The following is a 17,830-nucleotide window of genomic DNA, read 5'->3' as shown; positions in this document are numbered from 1 at the left end:
TCTCCTTGATTGACTTAGCGCTGCTAGAAACCTGCGGTGGGAATGAAGTCGACGTCGGTCTTGGGTTCACCGGCCATCAACAGTTCGATCACCTGAGCCAGCGTACGCCCCTCGAAGAGAATGGCATGCAGGCCCGCGACCAGCGGCATGTAGACGTCGAGTTCCTCGGCACGCGCCTTGAGGACCTTGAGCGTGTTGACCCCTTCGGCCACCTCGCCCAGGCGCTCCACCGCCTCCTGCAGGCTGAGGCCCTCGCCAAGGGCGAAGCCGACCTGATAGTTACGGCTTTTCGGTGACGAGCAGGTGACGATGAGATCGCCGACCCCTGCCAGCCCCAGGAAGGTCATGGGGTTGGCGCCGAGCTTGACGGCAAAGCGGGTCATCTCGGCCAGGGCACGGGTGATCAGCATGCTCTTGGTGTTCTCGCCCATGCCCAGCGCGGCGGCCATGCCGGACATGATGGCGTAGACGTTCTTCAGCGCACCGCCCAGCTCGACACCGAAGCGATCGGCGCTGGCGTAGACCCGGAAGGTCCGGCCATGCAGCGCCTGCTGCACGCACAGGCACAGCGCCTCGTCTTCGCTGGCGATCACCGTGGCGGTCAGTGCGTGGTCGGCGACTTCCTTGGCCAGGTTCGGGCCGGACAGCACGCCGATACGCGCCTGCGGGGCGATCTCTTCGAGGATCTGGCTCATCAGCTTGAAGCTCTTGGCCTCGATGCCCTTGGTGGTGCTGATCAGCATCTTGTTCGCCAACTGCCCGGCAACGGGCTGCAGGGCGTCGCGCAATGCGCTCGACGGCAACGCCACCAGCACCAGCTCGGCCTGCTGCAGCACGCCGGCCAGATCGCTGGTCGGCTCGATCCCGGGGTGCAGCTTCACGCCCTTCAGGTAGCGCGGGTTCTCGCCACTCTGGCGCATCTGCTCGGCCTGTTCAGGGTCACGCATCCACTGCAGGACACGCTGGCCATTCTCTGCCAGCAGATTGGCCAGGGCGGTACCGAAGCTGCCGCCACCCAGGACGGCAATGGGTTGAAGCTCTGTCATATGTCTTCCGAATGAGGCCATGGGTGATGGCGGTCTGCGCTCATTATACGGAGCCGAGAGTACCCGGCCAGGGCAAAAGTTCAGCACGGACGGGCAGATAGATGGCACAAACGCGAATTACCGCAGAGTGCGCGCGCCTGCCACTGGTAAAGCCCGGCAGCTGCGTTAACATGCCGGATCGACGTCAGTTGCCAAGGACAATTCGTGCCAACAGGCAAGCCTTTGCCCGAGCCCTGCCCGCCACGCTCAGACGCGGCAGCGCCACATCCAACCAGGGACGGTAGGGCCTCGAGGCAACGCCGTGGCTGGAACATTCATACCCGCACGCAACTGATCAGCGTTGGCCCGGCGCTGCTGCTGACCCTGTTGCTGACGGGCTTTCTCACGTTCACGCGCCTGCAGGACCTGCGCCAGGAGCAGGGCCACACCGGCCAGCTGATCGCCAACCAGCTGGCGCCAGCCACCGAGTACGGTGTGCTCAACGGCGACCTGAGCATCCTGGAAAACCTCCTGCGCTCCACCCTGAGCACGCCCGACGTGCGCTTCGCCGAAGTCCGTGATCGCGACGACAACATCCTGGTGTACGTCGAACGCGCCAAGGAACAGGGGCAGAGTACCCCGCAGGTGGAAGTCTTCCAGGCCGCGATTCGCCTGCACGCCTCGCAGACCCGCGAACAGCTGCCGCTGGGCAAGGTGCTTGGCAACGGTTACCTGGGGCGCGTGGTGATCGGCATGTCCAACGACACCTTCAATGCCCGCCAACAGGAAATCCTGCTCAAGGCCGGCGTGCTCTCGCTGGTCGCCCTGCTGCTGACCTTCCTCCTCGCCAGGCGCCTGGCCAGACGCCTGGCTCAGCCGCTCAGCGCCATGGGTCAGGCGCTGGAGCGCATCCAGAGCGGCGACTACCGACCGGCGCTGGTCGAACGCGGCAACGACGAACTGACCGACCTGGCCCGCCACATCAACAACCTCGCCTGTGCGCTGGAACAGAGCGGCCAGGAACAGCAGCAGGCGATTGCCGAGCTGATCCAGGCACGCGAGGAATCCGAACAGGCCAACCGCGCCAAATCGGACTTCCTGGCGATGATGAGCCACGAGCTGCGCACCCCCATGAACGGCGTGCTGGGCATGCTGCAGCTGCTCGAGACCACCAGCCTCAGCGACGAACAGGCCGAGTACGCGGCGCTGGCCACCGAATCGACCGAGCACCTGCTCAAGGTGATCAACGACATCCTCGACTTCTCCCGCATCGAGCGCGGCGCGCTGGAGCTGGAAGCTATACCCTTCAACCTGCTGGAGTTGCTGCAGAGCTCAATCCAGGTGTTCCAGCACAGCGCCCAGCAGCGCGGCCTGCAGCTGCTGCTGGAGAAACAGGCCGGCCTGGAGCAACTGGAAGTGCGCGGCGACCCGACACGCATCCGGCAGATTCTGGTCAACCTCATCGGCAACGCACTGAAATTCACCGAAGAAGGCCACATCCGCGTCGAGACCCACTGGCAGCCGCTGGATGAGCAGGTGCTGTGGTTCACCTGCGCCGTCCACGACAGCGGCATCGGCATCGACAGCGAACGCCTGGAACACATGTTCGACGCCTTCCAGCAGGCCGACACCTCGATTTCCCGACGCTACGGCGGCACCGGCCTCGGCCTGCCGATCGCCAGGACCCTGGCCGAGCGCATGGGCGGCACCCTGCGGGCAGACAGCCAGCTGGGCAGCGGCTCGGTGTTCACCCTGGAAATTCCGCTGCCATTTCGCACCTACAGCGAACGGCCGCATGACCATGAGAACCTGCCCCTCGGTCAGGACGCAGGCGATGGCCAGGCCGTGCTGCTGGTGGAGGACAACCCGGTCAACCAGACGGTGATCGAGGCCATGCTGCGCAGCCTCGGCTATCAGGTCAGCCTGGTCGGAGACGGCCAGCAGGCGGTGCAGAGCTGCACGCAGAACGACTATGCGGCGATCCTGATGGACTGCCGCCTGCCCGTCATGGACGGCTACGAAGCGACCCGACAGATCCGCCAGCTGCAACAAGGCCAGGATGTGCCGATCATCGCCCTGACCGCCAATGCCCTGCAGGGCGACCGCGAAGCCTGCCTGGCGGCCGGGATGAACGATTACCTGGCAAAGCCGTTCAAACGTGCGGATCTGCAGCGCATTCTGCAGCGCTGGCTACCGGTGCGACCTTAGGCCAGTAGCCCTGATGACGAACACGGGTTACAAGGAGAAATTGCAGGGTCTGTGACATTGCGCGGCCAGCGGAGTACAACTGTACTCACTGCGCTGTGACTTTCACCACAACGCAACAGTCTATGACTAGGCTGCCGGCATATGCCCACCGGGCGTGGCCGGCCAGGACGATTCGCCCAGCCTTAGAAGCGTGGGGACAATTGAGGAGCTCGCATGACAAAACAAAACGCCTACACCCGGGAAGACCTGCTCGCCTGCAGCCGCGGCGAACTGTTCGGCCCGGGGAACGCGCAACTGCCCGCCCCCAACATGCTGATGATCGATCGTATCGCTCACATCAGCGAAACCGGCGGCAAGTACGGTAAAGGCGAAATCGTCGCTGAGCTCGATATCAACCCGGACCTGTGGTTCTTCGGCTGCCACTTCGAGGGCGACCCGGTCATGCCCGGTTGCCTGGGCCTCGACGCCATGTGGCAGCTGGTCGGCTTCTACCTCGGCTGGCAGGGCAACCCCGGCCGCGGCCGTGCCCTGGGCAGTGGCGAAGTGAAATTCTTCGGCCAGGTACTGCCGACCGCCAAGAAGGTCACCTACAACATTCATATCAAGCGCACCATCAGCCGCTCGCTGATCCTCGGCATCGCCGACGGCAGCGTCAGCGTCGATGGTCGCGAGATCTACAGTGCCGAAGGCCTGCGTGTCGGCCTGTTCACCTCCACTGACAGTTTCTGAAGGACTTGCACATGCGTCGTGTCGTGATTACCGGTCTGGGCATCGTTTCCTGCCTGGGCAGTGACAAAGCAAGCGTGGCCAGCAGCCTGCGCGAGGGTAAATCGGGTATCCGTTTCAACCCTGCCTACGCCGAAATGGGCCTGCGCAGCCATGTCTCCGGCTCGGTCAACCTGAACCTGGAAGAGCTGATCGATCGCAAGATCATGCGCTTCATGGGGGATGCCGCCGCATTCGCCTACCTGTCCATGGAACAGGCGATCAAGGACTCCGGCCTGACTCCCGAGCAGGTTTCCAACCCGCGTACCGGCCTGATCGCCGGCTCCGGCGGCGCTTCCACCTTCAACCAGATGGAAGCTCTGGACACCCTGCGCGAGAAAGGCGTCAAGCGCATCGGCCCATACCGCGTCACCCGCACCATGGGCAGCACCGTTTCCGCCTGCCTGGCCACGCCGTTCCAGATCAAGGGCGTGAACTTCTCCATCTCCTCGGCCTGCGCCACCAGCGCGCACTGCATCGGCCAGGCCATGGAACAGATCCAGCTGGGCAAGCAGGACGTGGTCTTCGCCGGCGGCGGTGAAGAGGAGCACTGGAGCCAGAGCTGCCTGTTCGACGCCATGGGCGCCCTCTCCACCCAGTACAACGAGACCCCGGAAAAGGCCTCGCGCGCCTACGACGCCAAGCGTGACGGTTTCGTCATCGCCGGCGGTGGCGGCATGGTCGTGGTCGAGGAACTGGAGCACGCTCTGGCCCGTGGCGCGAAGATCTACGCCGAAATCGTCGGCTACGGCGCGACCAGCGACGGCTACGACATGGTCGCCCCGAGCGGTGAAGGCGCCGTGCGCTGCATGCGGCAGGCACTGTCCACCGTCGACACCCCGATCGACTACCTCAACACCCACGGCACCTCGACGCCGGTCGGTGACGTCGCGGAAATCCGTGGCGTACGTGAAGTGTTCGGCGACAAGGCACCGAAGATCAGCTCGACCAAGAGCCTCTCCGGCCACTCGCTGGGCGCCGCCGGCGTACAGGAAGCGATCTACTGCCTGCTGATGATGGAGAACAACTTCATCGCCGGCTCGGCCAACATCGAAGAGCTCGACCCGGAAGTCGCCGACCTGCCGATCCTCTGCAAGACCGAGGAAAACGCCAAGGTCGACACCGTGATGAGCAACAGCTTCGGTTTCGGCGGCACCAACGCCACCCTGGTGCTCAAGCGCTGGAACGGCAAGTGATCGCCACCCGGCTGTAAGCAGAACGGCGCCCCAGGGCGCCGTTTTCTTTTGCCGGCTGCGCTCAGACCTTGAAGCGCGCCACCAGGCCGTTGAGGTCCACCGCCAGGCGCGACAGCTCCTGGCTGGCCGCGCTGGTCTGGTCGGCGCCGGCCGAGGTCTGCATCGACAGATCGCGGATATTGACCAGATTGCGGTCGACCTCGCGCGCCACCTGCGCCTGCTCCTCGGAGGCGCTGGCGATGACCAGGTTGCGCTCGTTGATCGAGGCGATCGCCTGGGTGATCTGTTCCAGCGCTACCCCGGCAGCCTGTGCGACCTCCAGCGTGGAGCGCGCACGCCCGTTGCTGCTCTGCATGGAGGTGACGGCGCGCTCGCTGCCGTCCTGGATGCCACCGATCATCTGCTCGATCTCCTGGGTCGACTGCTGGGTGCGGTGCGCCAGCGCCCTCACCTCGTCGGCGACCACGGCGAAACCGCGCCCGGCTTCCCCGGCACGAGCAGCCTCGATGGCGGCGTTGAGCGCCAGCAGGTTGGTCTGCTCGGCGATGGAGCGGATCACGTCGAGGACCTTGCTGATCTCGCGTACACGTTCGGCCAGCTGCTCCACCTCGGCCGCCGTGGTGCCGACGTCGTCGCTGAGCTGGCTGATCGAGTCGACGGTCTGGCGCACCTGTTCGCGCCCCTGCTGCGCGGTGACATTCGACTCGCGCGAGGCCTCCGAGGTGCTGACCGCATTGCGCGCCACCTCCTCCACGGCGGCGGTCATCTCGTTCACCGCGGTAGCGGCCTGCTCGATCTCGGTATTCTGCTGGTGCAGGCCGCGGGTCGCATCCTCGGTCACCGCATGCAGCTCCTCGGAGGCCGAGGCCAGCTGGTTGGAGGAATCGGCGATGCCCTGGATGGTGCTGCGCAGGCTCTGCTGCATGCTGCGCAGCGCCAGCAGCAGGCGCGCCGGTTCATCCTTGCCCTCGGCCTCGATGTTCCGGGTCAGATCGCCCGAGGCCACGACCTCCGCCACCTGCACCGCCTCGCTCAGCGGCGCGACGATGCTGCGGGTCAGCAGCATGGCCAGCGCGACGGTGATCAGCGCCGCCACCAGCATCATCACGATGCCCCAGACTCGTGCCGACTCGAACACCGCGATCGATTGCGTGGCGGCATCGGCGGCGCCGCTGCGATTGAGCGCGGCGAGCGCCGTCAGTGCCCGGGAGATGTCATCGGCATGCTGATTGATCGTACCGCCCATGACCCCCTTGGCCTGCTCGAAATCGTCCTGGCGGACGAATGCGGTGATCTTTTCCTGCTCGCCCAGGTAGCCCGTCTTCGCCTGCTTGAAGCGGTCGTAGAGCGCGCGTTCCTCATCGCTGGAGATCAGCTTCTCGTAGTTGGCTTCGGCCTGGCCGAGCTTGGCCCGCAGCTCCTCGACGGTACGCAGGCTGGCCTGTACCGTCGCCGCATCCTGGCTGACCAGCATGCGCAGGGTGAGTGCGCGCAGACGCTGAGAGTCCTGGCTCAACTCCCCCAGCGCCATGACACTGGGCAGCCAGTTGCTGTCGACCGCAGCGGACTGCTTGCGCATTTCGGACATCTGCAGCAGGGAGAACATCCCGAGCAGGATCACCAGCAACGCCACCAGGCCGAAGCCCAGGGCTGCTCTAGGTGCAATGGACAGATTACGCAGCGACATGTGGCGAAACTCCTTTTACGCACGGAAATCGAGACCTCCGCCGCGTGATCCGGCGGGGGACCTGGGGAAACTGAAGCCACTCCCTGCGTAACTATCGGCACGGCGCGCCAACGCTTGATAGCGAACCTGCGCTAACGGCGCAGCGCGCTGGCCATCGCCTGATCGACCTGGTGACGCCACTCCCGGTCACTGCGCTGCTGATCCCGCGCCCAGCGCCAGTCATCGGCATGTTGCACCTGCTCGCACTGGCGAAAACCGTCATCCCAGCCCTGCGCATACAGCGGCTCCCGCTGATAGCGTAGCGGGGCTTTGTCGAACCCGCCCAGCGGGCCGACCGTCGCTCGTCCGGAGCTGCAACCGGCCTCGAAGCCGTCCACGTAGGTCGGCGGATAATCGGCTGCGAGCAACTGCTCGCGCAGGCTGGCGCAGCCGCCCAGCAGCGCCAGCGTCAGGATGCCGCCGAGCAGGCGCGATGCACCCACCTCACACGCCCTCGACCAGCGACGTCAGCTTCGCCTTCAGTGCGCAAAGTGCCCAGGGGGTGGTGCTGCAGGCACCGCTTTCGAGAGCGATGCGCAGCGCGCCGACATCGGCCCCGCGGATATAGCGTTCGGCATCGCCCATGCGATCCTCGCCACCGAAGCCTGCACCGGCCATCTCCGCCAGCGCCTGCTCCTTGCTCCAGCCCTGGTAGATCACCCGGTACATGGCGGCGATCAGTCCCGTGCGGTTCTGTCCGTGCTTGCAGTGGATCAGCACGGCCCCACGACTTTCGCCCTCGCGAATGCTGCGCAGCGCGGCGATCACATCACTGTCGTCGACACGATCGGTATGCATCGGCAGGTGCACCTGGGTGACCTGCGGATCGCGCAGCCATTCAGCGTCGCTGTGCTGGTAGAAGTTGACCACCGTGGTCACGCCCAGCCGTTGCAGGGCCGGCCAGTCAGCGGTCTTCGGCAAGGCGCTGCGGTACAGCCCCGGCCCCATGCGGTACAGGTTCAGTCGCGGTTCCAGAGATTGCGCCCAGCCCGCCGGGTGAGCCGGTTCGAGTGGCAGCGCGCTGCTGGCGCCCCAGGCCATGCTCAGTGGCAGCGCCAGCAGAGCGCCGAGGAACACCAGTGCGGCAAGACCCAGTCGAGCCAGTTGCAGATAACCTGTCATTGAAGCTGCCCTCCCATCACCAATCGAGCATCCGCGGAGTGAACGGCCGGCGCGCGGTAGAGCACGAGCCGGTAGGTGACCAGGCAGATGACCCAGTCGATCAGCAAGGTCCAGACGTTGTGCGAGAGGAAGTGCGCGCCTTGCAGCATGCGCCCGAGCGAGAACAGCGAACCCAGGCCCAGCGCCACGGCCAGGGCAACGCGGGCGGCCCGTGGGCGGCGATCACGCAGGACGAAGAACAGCGCCAGCAGCGAGAAGCCTGCCGAGGCATGCCCGCCCGGCCAGCAGCGCCCGGGCTTGGCCGTGGGGGCCCGCTCGGCGAGCAACGGGGTGAACTGCTCCTGGCCGCCGAACTCGGTGAGACTCCAGGGGCAATGCATGCCGGTCAGGGCCTTCAGCGGTGTCACCACCGCGGTCGACAGGCCCAGCGCCAGCACCAGATAACCCAGCGGCCGGCGCCATGCACGCAGCCTCGTCGGCAACAGGCTGAGGACGAAGCCGACGATCGCCAGCACACCGACGACGATCACGGCCTGCTTGGCGCGGTCATGCAGAATGTCCTCCAGCCAGAAGCTGTGGCGCCCGATGAAGCCCTGCCCCGGTTCGTAGAACAGGTTGGCCAGGGCGAAGTCCAGCGGGGCCGGGTCGATCAGCAGCAAGGCCGCCATCAAGGCCAGGGGGATGCCCAGGGCCAGGCGAAAGTCCAGATAACGCGAAGTCATTGAGGTCTCCTCGGCGGCACTAGCGCTGGCTGACATGCTGCGAATCTTCGCTGTCGGCCTGCCAGGCGATCAGGCGCTTCTGGAAGGCATGGCTGGCCCCCTGGTAGTAGGCGATGTCACGGCGCAGCAAGGGGTCGGTGGTGTCGACACGCGCCTCGTGGCTGAGCCCCAGGGCGTCTTCGTGGCGACGCATGCCCTGCTGCGGGCTGAGGATGGCCAGGTCATGCCCGTCGAACAGCCCCAGGTGCTGGTAGTTGCCCAGCAGGGCGCGGCCCGGCGCGTGGTCCTCGCGCAGCACGTTGCGACCGAAGAAGGTGGACACGTAGTCGAGGTTGAGCAGGCCCATCAGCGTTGGCGCCACGTCGATCTGACTGACGACGTCGGTGTACTCGGCCGGCTTGACGTGCTTGGGCGAATAGACGAACAGCGGGATGTGGTAGTTGGCCACCGGCAGGTCCTCGCGCCCGGCGCTGCCGGCCGTGTGGTCGGCGACGAAGACGAACAGGGTGTCGTCGAACCAGGGCTTGCTCCGTGCCTCGGCCAGGAACTGGCCGATGGCGTAGTCGGTGTACTTCACCGCGCCTTCGCGCCCCTCCCCCGACTTGATATCGATACGCCCATCGGGATAGGTGTAGGGACGATGGTTGGAGGTGGTCATCAGCTGCAGGAAGAAACGCTTGCCACTGGCATGATCGGCGTCGGCCACCTTCATGGCCTGGCGATAGAGATCCTCGTCAGCCATGCCCCAGGCGTTCTGGAAGCTCATGTCGGCGTCGGCGACGCTGCTCTGGTCGACGATGCGGTAGCCGTTGCCGCCGAAGAAGGCGTTCATGTTGTCGAAGTAGCCGCGCCCGCCATAGACGAACACGCTGTCATAGCCCTTGGCGCCCAGTTGCTGGCCCAGGCTGGCGTAACCGGACTCGCGGCCGATGCGCTTGACGATCGACCGCCCCGGGGTCGGCGGAATCGACAGGGTGATCGCCTCCAGGCCGCGATCGGTGCGAGTGCCGGTGGCATACAGGTTGGTGAACACCAGGCTGTGCTTGCGCAGCTCGTCGAGGTTCGGCGTCAGCCCGCGAGTGTCGCCGAAGCTCCCCAGGTACTTGGCGCTGAGGCTTTCGATGGTCACCAGCACCACGTTCAGCGGCTTGGCCTTGCCGGGGTTGTCGATGACCCGGCGGATGTCTTCCGGGTCGCGACCGATGAAGCGCGCATTGGGTTCGCTGACTTCTTCGCGCAGCAGCCCCGCCACCGCGCCGTCCGACAAGGTGGCGTAGAACTGCCGGTAGTCCAGCTCGTTGTTGCGGAAAGCGGCGAAGAACTGATACGGGCCGTTGCTCGCCAGCTCACGCTGATAGGTGTTGCCGCCCAGGCCGCGCGGTGCGTCCTGGCCGACCAGGCCACTGCACAGGCCGACCAGCAGGGCCAGCATCAGCACGCCATAGAGCGACCGGCTGAACGGCAGGCGCGGAGCCTGCAACGCGGCGTGCAGGGTGCGACGCAGGGCGAAGGTCAGGCCGATGGCCACGACCGCCAGCAGCGACAGCAGCGGATAGATCGGATAGGACTCGAGAATGTTGTTCACCACCTCCTTGGAGTACACCAGGTAGTCGACGGCGATGAAGTTGAAGCGCACCCCGAACTCGTCCCAGAACAGCCACTCCGCCACGGCGGTGAAGAACATCACGAACAGGCTGACCGCGACCACGCCGACCAGCATGCGCTGGTGCCAGCGCCGGCGCCACAGCCAGGCCGGGCACAGCAACAGGTACAGGGTCATGGGGATGGCGGCGTAGACCAGGAAGCTCAGGTCATAGACCAGGCCGACGCCGTACAGCCCAAACAGGTCCGTCAGGGACACGCTGGCGTCGCCCAGGTGGCTGAGCAGCAGCACGCTGCGCGTCAGGAAGAAGACCGCCAGCCAGGCCAGCAGAATGATCGACAGATAACGAAGTTGCGCGTAATGGAGCCGAGGCATCGTATGATCCTTGTGGGATGAACGAGCCGAAGTCTGCTCAGTGCGCCGTGAGCCGTTCGTCAAAGCCTTGTGAAAAATTCGTCAAACCCAGGACTATTCGCCGATGCGCATTCTCGTCATCGAAGACAACCGCGACATCCTCGCCAACGTGCTGGACTACCTGCAGCTCAAGGGTTTCAGCGTCGACTGCGCCCAGGACGGCCTCAGCGGCCTGCACCTGGCCAGCACCGGGCATTACGACCTGATCGTGCTGGACATCATGCTGCCGGGCATCGATGGCTACCAGGTGTGCAAGCGCCTGCGCGAGGACGGCCGCAACGAGGTGCCGATCCTCATGCTCACCGCCCGCGATGCGCTGGACGACCGCCTGCAGGGCCTCAACGCCGGGGCCGACGACTACCTGATCAAGCCGTTCGCCCTCTCCGAACTGGTGGCCCGCATCGAGGCCATCCTGCGGCGCAGTCAGGGCACCCGCAAACGCCAGCTGCAGATCGCCGACCTGCTCTACGACCTCGACACCCTGCACGTCAGCCGCGCCGGCCAGCCGCTCAAGCTCAACCCGCTGGGGCTGAAGCTGCTGGCCATCCTCATGCAGCGCAGCCCGGCCGTGGTGCGCCGCGAAGCGCTGGAGGAAGCCCTGTGGGGCGACGACTGCCCCGACAGCGACAGCCTGCGCAGCCACGTCCACCAGTTGCGCCAGGTGCTCGACAAGCCCTTCCCGAGCCCCTTGCTGCACACCATCCACGGCGTGGGTTACCGCCTGGCGGAGAACGAGCATGCTGGCTAAGCAGCCCTTCGAACGGCGCATCCTGATCGCCTTCGTGCTGATGACCGTGATGGTCAGCGGCCTGTTCTCGCTGAGCATCGTCGCCGTGGTGCACTTCATCGAGGAGCACCTGGTGTCACAGGAGATGAGCCGCGAACTCGGCGAAACGCTGAACGAGGACATCCACCACGGGCGCCCGCCGCGTCTCGACTCGAGCACCCGCTTTTTCTCCTCGAGCAACCCCGACTACGCCATCCCGGCCGAATACGACGGCCTGGCGGAAGGCTTCAACGAGGTCGTCAGCGGCAACGAGGCGCTCTATGTCTACGTGCAGGAGATCAATGGCCAGACCTACATGCTGGTGCAGGAACAACAGGAATTCGAAGCCCGCGAAAATGCCCTGTTCAACGTCGTGCTGGCGGGTTTCCTGCTCACCGTGGTCGCCGCCTGGGGCCTGGGCCTGATCACCGCGCGCAAAGTGATGGCTCCCGTCACCCGCCTGGCCCAGCAGGTGCGCCATCGCGACCAGCTGCATCCACTGGCTCCGCCCCTCGCCCCGGACTATCCGGATGACGAGATCGGCCAGCTGGCCGCCGCCTTCGACAGCACGCTGGGCCAGGTGCGCCAGTCGCTGGAGCGCGAACGCCTGTTCACCAGCGACGTCAGTCACGAGCTGCGCACGCCGCTGATGGTCATCGCCACCTCGTGCGAACTGCTCGCCGAAGCGCCCCTGGCGCCGCGCGAGAAGGAGCAGCTGGCACGCATCACGCGGGCGACCGAGGAGATGCGCGAGCTGGTACAGACCTTCCTCGAACTGGCGCGCGACAAGTCCAACGAGGCGGTGCTCATGGGCACCCGTCCGCTGGCCACCATCGCCCAGGAGCAGGCCAGTCGCTGGGGCGCACTGATGAAGGAAAAAGGCCTGGACTTCCAGCTGATCGAAGAAGGCCAGGACGACGGCCGCTACAACACCACCTTCCTCGCCACGGTGATGGCCAACCTGCTGCGCAACGCCCTGCACTACACCGAACGCGGTAGCGTGCGCCTGATCCTGGAACGCGGCGCCTTTCGCATCGAGGACAGTGGCGCGGGCATTCCGCCCGAGCAGCACGAGCGCATCTTCCAGCCGTTCGTCCGTGGCGCCCAGGCGCGCGGTGAAGGGCTCGGCCTGGGGCTGTCGCTGGTCAAGCGCATCTGCGCCAAGCAGGGCTGGAGCGTCAGCCTGCAGAGCGAACCGGGCGATACCCGCTTCCGTGTGGCCCTGAGCAGCGAGGCTTGACGTTTTTTTCACATCTCTTTGACATTGCCTTGATGCCGCGACGCCTAGGGTGACGAACGTATCCATCAGCGGACGTTCGTCATGCCCAAGCCAAGCCCCATCGAGCTGGAATTCTCCCGCAAGTACGATCTCGACCACGCCCAGCACTACCTGCACAAGCATCGCGACGGCCTGGCCCGTCGCCTGTCGCACTGGCGCGACGTACAGGTGGCACGCCATGCCCTGAAGCTGGCCGATGAACCCAATCTGGTACTCGACCTGCCCTGCGGCGCCGGGCGATTCTGGCCCATGCTCTGCGAGCAGCCCAACCGGGTGATCCTCGCGGCGGACAACTCCGCCGACATGATCGCCACCGCGCGTGCCGCGCAGCCGCCCGAGGTGGTGGCCCGGATCAACAGCTTCCGCACCTCGGCCTTCGATATCGACCTGGGCGCCAACGCCGTGGATTGCATCTTCTGCATCCGCCTGCTGCACCACATCGAGTCCGCCGAGCACCGCGTCGCCGTGCTGCGCGAGTTTCACCGGGTCAGCCGCGACAGCGTGATCGTCTCGCTCTGGGTCGATGGCAACTACAAGGCCTGGAAGCGTCGCCGCCTGGAAGAACGCCGGGCGGCCGAGGGCCGTGCCACGCAGAACCAGAATCGCTTCGTCGTACCGCGCGCAGTGATCGAAAGCGAATTCCGCCAGGCCGGCTTCGAGATCATCGGCCACCTGGACTTCCTGCCGGGCTATGCCATGTGGCGCACCTACGTGCTGCGCAAGGAGGCCTGAGATGAGCATCCTCACCGAGAAGGCCATCGGCGCCCTGCCCGCCACCGAGTTCGATCGCTGGTGGCACAGTCCCGGCGAGTGGGTCGAGCCGGCCAATCAGCGCCGTGGTGGCGAAAGCGGCGTGCTGCTCCTGCAGAGCCGGGACAACGCCCGGCCGCCGCTGTACTGCAAGCGCCAGAACGGCCACATCCATCGGTCACTGCGCCATCCCCTCGGGCGCCCGACCATCCTGCGCGAGCTGCAGGCCTACCGGGCCCTCGCCCGCCTCGGCATCCGCACGCCCAACATCGTCTACTGCGCGGCACGCCGTCAGGCCGGAGACTGGCAGGCGCTGCTGGTCACCGAAGCCCTGCAGGGTTTCATCAGCCTGGAGCAGTGGTATGCCCAGCAGATGCCCACCGCGCTGACCCGGGAGATGCTGCGCCAACTGGCCCTGACCCTGGCCCGCATGCACCTGGGCGGCTGGCAGCATGGCTGCTGCTACGCCAAGCACATCTTCGTCAAGATACGCGGCGCCGACGATGTCGATATCGCCTTGCTGGACCTGGAAAAGGGGCGCCGCCGCTGGCGCGTCGCCAGTGCTTCCCGGCACGACCTCGGCCAACTGCAACGCCACCGTGGCGACATGCCTGACGGCGACGTGCAGTACCTGCAGCAGGCTTACCAGCACGCGCTCAACAACCCCTGGGGAGTGCTGCAGCCATGAGTGAGGCTCCCGACCTCGACGCCCTGTCGTTCAAGGGCCGCAGCGGCCTGACGCGGATCCTCAATGCCACCGGTTACTCGCTGGCCGGCCTGCGCGCGGCCTATCGGGGCGAAGCCGCGTTCCGCCAGCTGGTGTGGCTGAACCTGGTGCTGCTGCCGCTGGCCTGCCTGCTGGATGTCAGCCGCGTCGAACGCGTCCTGCTGATGCTGACGCCGCTGCTGGCACTGGTGGTGGAGCTGCTCAATTCGGCGATCGAAGCGGTGGTCGACCGCATTTCGCTGAACCTGCATCCGCTGTCGAAGCAGGCCAAGGACATGGGCAGCGCCGCGCAGTTGCTGGCGCTGCTGATCATTGCCCTGACCTGGGCGCTGATCCTGCTCTGATCAGCGGACCTGGAAGCGCTGCTCGGCCAGCTTGCGATCGCCCTGATAGACGATGAAATGCCACTCGCCGGGCACCACCTCGTGGTGCTCGGTGAACTCGAATGCCATCACGTCCTGCGGCGCCCCGACCACCAGTTTCTGCTGCACTTCGAACTTGTCGTGACGCTGGCCATCCGGGGTGACCACGCCAGGCGTCAGGTACAGCAGGGTCAGCGGCAGATCACCCTCGCGCTTGCCGGCCAGGCTGTAGCGCATGCCGAACTTGGTGCCGAGCCTGGCGGGAATCTCCTCGGTACGCTCGATGTCCTGATTGCTGCGCGTCAGCACTCGCTCTCCAGGCTGGAAATCCTTGTACTGGCTGCTGAAAACGCCGTATTCGACCGGACCTTCCACACGCACATCGGCCTGGACCAGGCCGGAGCAGGCCAACAGGCCGGCAATCAGAGTCATTCGGGTGTGATGCATGACGCGCTCCTCGTTGAAATGAGCGCGAGCCTATGACGCCCGAATGACAGGTTGATGACAACGGATCAGGGGTCGAGCTCGGCCTGCACCCTGCGCGGCAGCACAGAGAGGAAATTGTCGCGCGCGACCTTGTGCGCCACGTCCTCGGGAAGCGCGTCGAGGAAGGGGTCGAAGCCCGTCATGTAGTCACCCAGGCTGTCGAAGCGCCCCACCACGTCCGAGCCGATCATGAAACGCTCCGGGTAGCTGCTGACCAGGTGGACCCAGTCCGGGTCCGGCTTGCCGTCCGCATCCAGCAGATACGGGCGCAGCATGGTCCAGGACAGGTCGATGTACAGATTGGGGTACTGGCCGAGCATGCGTTCCAGGGTGTCGAGGAGAAAGTCCAGCTTCTGCTGGTGACGGTGAATCTCCGCGCTGGTGCCGGCATGCGCCCAGATGAAGCGCACATGCGGATGATTGCGCAGCGGTGCCTCGATCTCCTCCAGGTACAGCGGTTCCCGCTCGCGCTTGGAGGTGACGTTGGAGTGCAGCATCACCGGCAGGTCGTACTCCGCCGCCAGGTGAAACACGCGGGCCAGGGCTTCGTTGTCGGCGCGCGGGGCGCTGCCGTGAATCAGCGCGGTCAGGTCGTCATGCCGGGTGAACACCTCGCCGATGCCCTGCCACAACCCCGGGTCCAGTTCGAGCATGCGGCGGATATGCGCATCCGCGTTCTTGTCGTTGGGGTTGAAGCCGGAGAGAAAGGGATGGAAGCGTTTGCGCTGCTCGGCCGGCAGGCGCTTGTAGGCGGCGGCGATGAACACGTCGGTGGCGCTGTACCAGTAGGCGTTGGCATCGTCACCGGCGTAGTAGCGCGGACGCTTGGGCTCGTCCTCGTCCCATTTCTTGGCCACCGGAATACCGGAAAACATCACATGCTCGACATTGTTCTCGGCCATCTTCTCCAGCAAGGCATCCATGCCGGCGCTTTCCTGGAAGAAGTCGACATAGTGCAGGTGAGCATCGCTGTAACGGTAATCGCGCGCCTCGGCGCTGCAGGCAATCGCGGCACTGAGCGCGACTATCCATGACATCTTTCGGCGTATGAGCACGTCGAGTCCTCCTGACGGTACGAGCACCATAGACCCGCGGCAGGTGGGGCAAGTTCGCCGGCCTCTTCCCGTTCGCCGCACCCCGCTGGAGCGGCCGGCACGACCGGCGCACCAGATTCGCCCGCCGCCACCCGGCACCGCCCGCAGTCAGGGCCATGCGGGCGGTGCTGAATGATGGCACCTGGCTTGCAGTGCGTCGGGTAGACCGAAGAGGGGAACCATCATGCTGCAGTTGCTGCGCAAGCCCGCCCGCAAAGCCAGGGACGAGGCCGCACTGGATGCCTTGTTTCAACAACACGATCTCACCATCCGGTTGCCGGAACACTATCAATGGATGACGCGCCTCAACGATTTCAGCGCCGGTCTCCAGCAGCGCATTCGTGCCAGCCTGGGCGCCGCCGTCGGCATCGCCGCGCATGCCCCGCAACTGGCCCGCATCGCCGCAGCCAACCAGCAGAGCGGCCAGACCCTGGCGCAATCGTCGGAGCTGATCGCCAGCGCCAGCGAACAGGTCACCACCACCCTCGACGCGGAACTGGTGCCGGGTGCCGGCGCGGTCGCGCGCCTGTCGGCGGAGGTGTCCGCGACCCTGCACCAGTGCCAGGAAAGCGGCCAGGCCGTGCTGAGACAGGTCGAGGTGATCGACGCCAGCGAGGCGCAGCTGGCCCAGGTCATCCAGCGCCTGGCCGGGCAGCTCGACGAGGTGAGCAAGGTCATCGGCGTGATCGCCAGCATTTCCCAGCAGACCAACCTGCTGGCACTCAATGCCGCGATCGAGGCCGCGCGGGCCGGTGAGCATGGCCGAGGCTTCGCCGTGGTCGCAGAAGAGGTTCGACGCCTGGCAGGCCACACCACCGACGCCACCGGCCAGGTCAGCGACATCATCGAGCGCTTCCGTGAAGGCATGCAGCAGCTCGGCGATGCCGGGCAGCACATGAACCAGGCGGTGGCCGACGGTCGCGCCGGTATCCTCGCCGTCAGCGACGGCCTGGGCAGCACCCGCCAGGCCATGGACCGGCTGGATGCCCAGGTCGGCCAGATCGCCGCAGGCACCGAGCAGATCGGCCAGGCGGTGCGCTCGATCAACGGCGACGTGCAGAACATCGCCCAGGTCGCGGGTGAACTGCTGGGCAAGGCCGGTCAGGTACTGCACCACAGCAAGGCGGTGCGTGAGGATGGCGACCGCCTGCTCGCCGGTCTGGGTGACTTCCGCCTGGAAATCCACAGCGCGGTACGTGCCAGCGTCGAACAGCTGGCCAGGCAAGCGGCGCTGTCAGGGGATGTGGCGGCTGCCGAACGCCTGCTCGGCGAAACCCTGGCACGCGATGCGCGCTTCGAACTCTTCTACCTGGTCGACAGTCGCGGCGTGCAGATCTCCGAGAACGTCTTCGCCGCCGACATCGCACAAGGCAGCGCGGCCAGTTGCCGGGGCCGGGACTGGAGCCAGCGGCCCTGGTTCCGCGCTGTGGCCGAGCAGATGCGCAGCCACATCACCCAGGTCTATCGCTCGTCGGCGACCGACGACTTCTGCTTCACCGTGTCGGTACCCATCGTCGATGCGCAGGGCCGCCTGCTGCGTGTGCTGGGCGCCGATGTACGGCTGTCGGCACTGGTGTGATCCTGC

Annotated in this window: 17 protein-coding genes; 9 read left to right on the top strand and 8 right to left on the bottom strand. The window is 65.8% G+C overall.

Annotated features, from left to right (window positions below; all coding sequences use genetic code 11):
- Positions 1 to 23: 23 nt before the first annotated feature.
- Positions 24 to 1,046 (bottom strand): NAD(P)H-dependent glycerol-3-phosphate dehydrogenase, encoded by a 1,023-nt coding sequence (locus EWH21_RS11970; RefSeq protein ID WP_134675915.1) that lies wholly within the window; start codon positions 1,044 to 1,046, stop codon positions 24 to 26.
- Between the two features lie 312 nt (positions 1,047 to 1,358).
- Between EWH21_RS11970 and EWH21_RS11965 the strand changes: the two genes are divergently transcribed.
- From EWH21_RS11965 to fabB, 3 genes are all read left to right on the top strand, one after another.
- A complete protein-coding gene (locus tag EWH21_RS11965) occupies positions 1,359 to 3,233 on the top strand; it encodes a response regulator (RefSeq protein WP_277700611.1) in 1,875 nt (624 codons plus the stop codon).
- A gap of 213 nt (positions 3,234 to 3,446) precedes the next feature.
- Entirely contained in the window at positions 3,447 to 3,962 is a 516-nt protein-coding gene (gene fabA, locus EWH21_RS11960) for a 3-hydroxyacyl-[acyl-carrier-protein] dehydratase FabA (RefSeq protein ID WP_037051983.1), read from the top strand.
- Between the two features lie 11 nt (positions 3,963 to 3,973).
- Positions 3,974 to 5,194 (top strand): beta-ketoacyl-ACP synthase I, encoded by a 1,221-nt coding sequence (gene fabB / locus EWH21_RS11955; protein WP_277700576.1) that lies wholly within the window; start codon positions 3,974 to 3,976, stop codon positions 5,192 to 5,194.
- A 61-nt stretch (positions 5,195 to 5,255) separates the two neighbouring features.
- On the opposite strand, the gene EWH21_RS11950 is transcribed toward fabB, so the two are convergent.
- The 5 genes from EWH21_RS11950 to EWH21_RS11930 all read right to left on the bottom strand — a co-directional run bounded on the left by EWH21_RS11950 (position 5,256) and on the right by EWH21_RS11930 (position 10,742).
- A complete protein-coding gene (locus EWH21_RS11950) occupies positions 5,256 to 6,881 on the bottom strand; it encodes a methyl-accepting chemotaxis protein (protein ID WP_277700575.1) in 1,626 nt (541 codons plus the stop codon).
- Between the two features lie 131 nt (positions 6,882 to 7,012).
- Positions 7,013 to 7,363 (bottom strand): hypothetical protein, encoded by a 351-nt coding sequence (locus EWH21_RS11945; RefSeq protein ID WP_277700574.1) that lies wholly within the window; start codon positions 7,361 to 7,363, stop codon positions 7,013 to 7,015.
- A gap of 1 nt (position 7,364) precedes the next feature.
- Complete coding sequence (locus tag EWH21_RS11940) at positions 7,365 to 8,042, bottom strand: tyrosine-protein phosphatase (protein WP_277700573.1); 678 nt, start codon at positions 8,040 to 8,042, stop codon at positions 7,365 to 7,367.
- Positions 8,039 to 8,764 carry a phosphatase PAP2 family protein gene (locus tag EWH21_RS11935; RefSeq protein WP_152488626.1) on the bottom strand — a complete coding sequence of 242 codons (726 nt, stop codon included), beginning with the start codon at positions 8,762 to 8,764 and terminating at the stop codon, positions 8,039 to 8,041. Before EWH21_RS11935 ends, EWH21_RS11940 begins: the two co-directional genes overlap by 4 nt.
- Positions 8,765 to 8,783: 19 nt before the next feature.
- Positions 8,784 to 10,742, bottom strand: coding sequence for an LTA synthase family protein (locus EWH21_RS11930; protein ID WP_277700572.1), 1,959 nt, complete (start codon positions 10,740 to 10,742; stop codon positions 8,784 to 8,786).
- A gap of 103 nt (positions 10,743 to 10,845) precedes the next feature.
- Between EWH21_RS11930 and EWH21_RS11925 the strand changes: the two genes are divergently transcribed.
- The 5 genes from EWH21_RS11925 (at position 10,846) to EWH21_RS11905 (ending at position 14,647) form a co-directional block, all read left to right on the top strand.
- A complete protein-coding gene (locus tag EWH21_RS11925) occupies positions 10,846 to 11,529 on the top strand; it encodes a response regulator transcription factor (RefSeq protein WP_047586466.1) in 684 nt (227 codons plus the stop codon).
- On the top strand, positions 11,519 to 12,787 hold the full coding sequence (locus EWH21_RS11920; protein WP_277700571.1) for a HAMP domain-containing sensor histidine kinase: 1,269 nt from the start codon (positions 11,519 to 11,521) through the stop codon (positions 12,785 to 12,787). The genes EWH21_RS11925 and EWH21_RS11920 overlap by 11 nt, the downstream gene beginning before the upstream one ends.
- Positions 12,788 to 12,868: 81 nt before the next feature.
- The gene (locus tag EWH21_RS11915) at positions 12,869 to 13,558 is read left to right on the top strand and encodes a class I SAM-dependent methyltransferase (RefSeq protein ID WP_277700570.1); all 690 of its coding nucleotides are present in this window, start codon (positions 12,869 to 12,871) and stop codon (positions 13,556 to 13,558) included.
- A gap of 1 nt (position 13,559) precedes the next feature.
- Positions 13,560 to 14,264, top strand: a complete 705-nt coding sequence (locus tag EWH21_RS11910; RefSeq protein ID WP_277700569.1) for a lipopolysaccharide kinase InaA family protein — start codon at positions 13,560 to 13,562, stop codon at positions 14,262 to 14,264.
- Positions 14,261 to 14,647 (top strand): diacylglycerol kinase, encoded by a 387-nt coding sequence (locus tag EWH21_RS11905; protein WP_047586472.1) that lies wholly within the window; start codon positions 14,261 to 14,263, stop codon positions 14,645 to 14,647. Before EWH21_RS11910 ends, EWH21_RS11905 begins: the two co-directional genes overlap by 4 nt.
- Here the strand turns inward: EWH21_RS11905 and EWH21_RS11900 are convergent, their stop codons facing one another.
- On the bottom strand, positions 14,648 to 15,112 hold the full coding sequence (locus tag EWH21_RS11900) for a DUF3859 domain-containing protein (protein ID WP_037051948.1): 465 nt from the start codon (positions 15,110 to 15,112) through the stop codon (positions 14,648 to 14,650).
- 65 nt (positions 15,113 to 15,177) lie between these two features.
- Complete coding sequence (locus EWH21_RS11895) at positions 15,178 to 16,188, bottom strand: amidohydrolase family protein (RefSeq protein ID WP_047586474.1); 1,011 nt, start codon at positions 16,186 to 16,188, stop codon at positions 15,178 to 15,180.
- A 241-nt stretch (positions 16,189 to 16,429) separates the two neighbouring features.
- Here EWH21_RS11895 and EWH21_RS11890 point away from each other — a divergent pair, with 241 nt between their 5' ends.
- Complete coding sequence (locus tag EWH21_RS11890; protein WP_179554097.1) at positions 16,430 to 17,824, top strand: methyl-accepting chemotaxis protein; 1,395 nt, start codon at positions 16,430 to 16,432, stop codon at positions 17,822 to 17,824.
- Positions 17,825 to 17,830 lie beyond the last annotated feature (6 nt).

It is taken from the genome of Pseudomonas sp. REST10, assembly GCF_029542605.1.
GTDB classification, from domain to species: Bacteria; Pseudomonadota; Gammaproteobacteria; order Pseudomonadales; family Pseudomonadaceae; genus Aquipseudomonas; species Aquipseudomonas khazarica.
Note: the sequence above shows the minus strand (reverse complement) of the source record. Positions and strands in the feature narration are given on the sequence as shown.

Bases quoted from the DNA above. Each gene is read 5' to 3' on its own strand.
- EWH21_RS11970 (WP_134675915.1), bottom strand. From the start codon at position 1,046: ATGACAGAGCTTCAACCCATTGCCGTCCTGGGTGGCGGCAGCTTCGGT.
- fabA (WP_037051983.1), top strand. From the start codon at position 3,447: ATGACAAAACAAAACGCCTACACCCGGGAAGACCTGCTCGCCTGCAGC.
- fabB (WP_277700576.1), top strand. From the start codon at position 3,974: ATGCGTCGTGTCGTGATTACCGGTCTGGGCATCGTTTCCTGCCTGGGC.
- EWH21_RS11950 (WP_277700575.1), bottom strand. From the start codon at position 6,881: ATGTCGCTGCGTAATCTGTCCATTGCACCTAGAGCAGCCCTGGGCTTC.
- EWH21_RS11940 (WP_277700573.1), bottom strand. From the start codon at position 8,042: ATGACAGGTTATCTGCAACTGGCTCGACTGGGTCTTGCCGCACTGGTG.
- EWH21_RS11935 (WP_152488626.1), bottom strand. From the start codon at position 8,764: ATGACTTCGCGTTATCTGGACTTTCGCCTGGCCCTGGGCATCCCCCTG.
- EWH21_RS11930 (WP_277700572.1), bottom strand. From the start codon at position 10,742: ATGCCTCGGCTCCATTACGCGCAACTTCGTTATCTGTCGATCATTCTG.
- EWH21_RS11925 (WP_047586466.1), top strand. From the start codon at position 10,846: ATGCGCATTCTCGTCATCGAAGACAACCGCGACATCCTCGCCAACGTG.
- EWH21_RS11920 (WP_277700571.1), top strand. From the start codon at position 11,519: ATGCTGGCTAAGCAGCCCTTCGAACGGCGCATCCTGATCGCCTTCGTG.
- EWH21_RS11915 (WP_277700570.1), top strand. From the start codon at position 12,869: ATGCCCAAGCCAAGCCCCATCGAGCTGGAATTCTCCCGCAAGTACGAT.
- EWH21_RS11910 (WP_277700569.1), top strand. From the start codon at position 13,560: ATGAGCATCCTCACCGAGAAGGCCATCGGCGCCCTGCCCGCCACCGAG.
- EWH21_RS11905 (WP_047586472.1), top strand. From the start codon at position 14,261: ATGAGTGAGGCTCCCGACCTCGACGCCCTGTCGTTCAAGGGCCGCAGC.
- EWH21_RS11900 (WP_037051948.1), bottom strand. From the start codon at position 15,112: ATGCATCACACCCGAATGACTCTGATTGCCGGCCTGTTGGCCTGCTCC.
- EWH21_RS11895 (WP_047586474.1), bottom strand. From the start codon at position 16,188: ATGTCATGGATAGTCGCGCTCAGTGCCGCGATTGCCTGCAGCGCCGAG.
- EWH21_RS11890 (WP_179554097.1), top strand. From the start codon at position 16,430: ATGCTGCAGTTGCTGCGCAAGCCCGCCCGCAAAGCCAGGGACGAGGCC.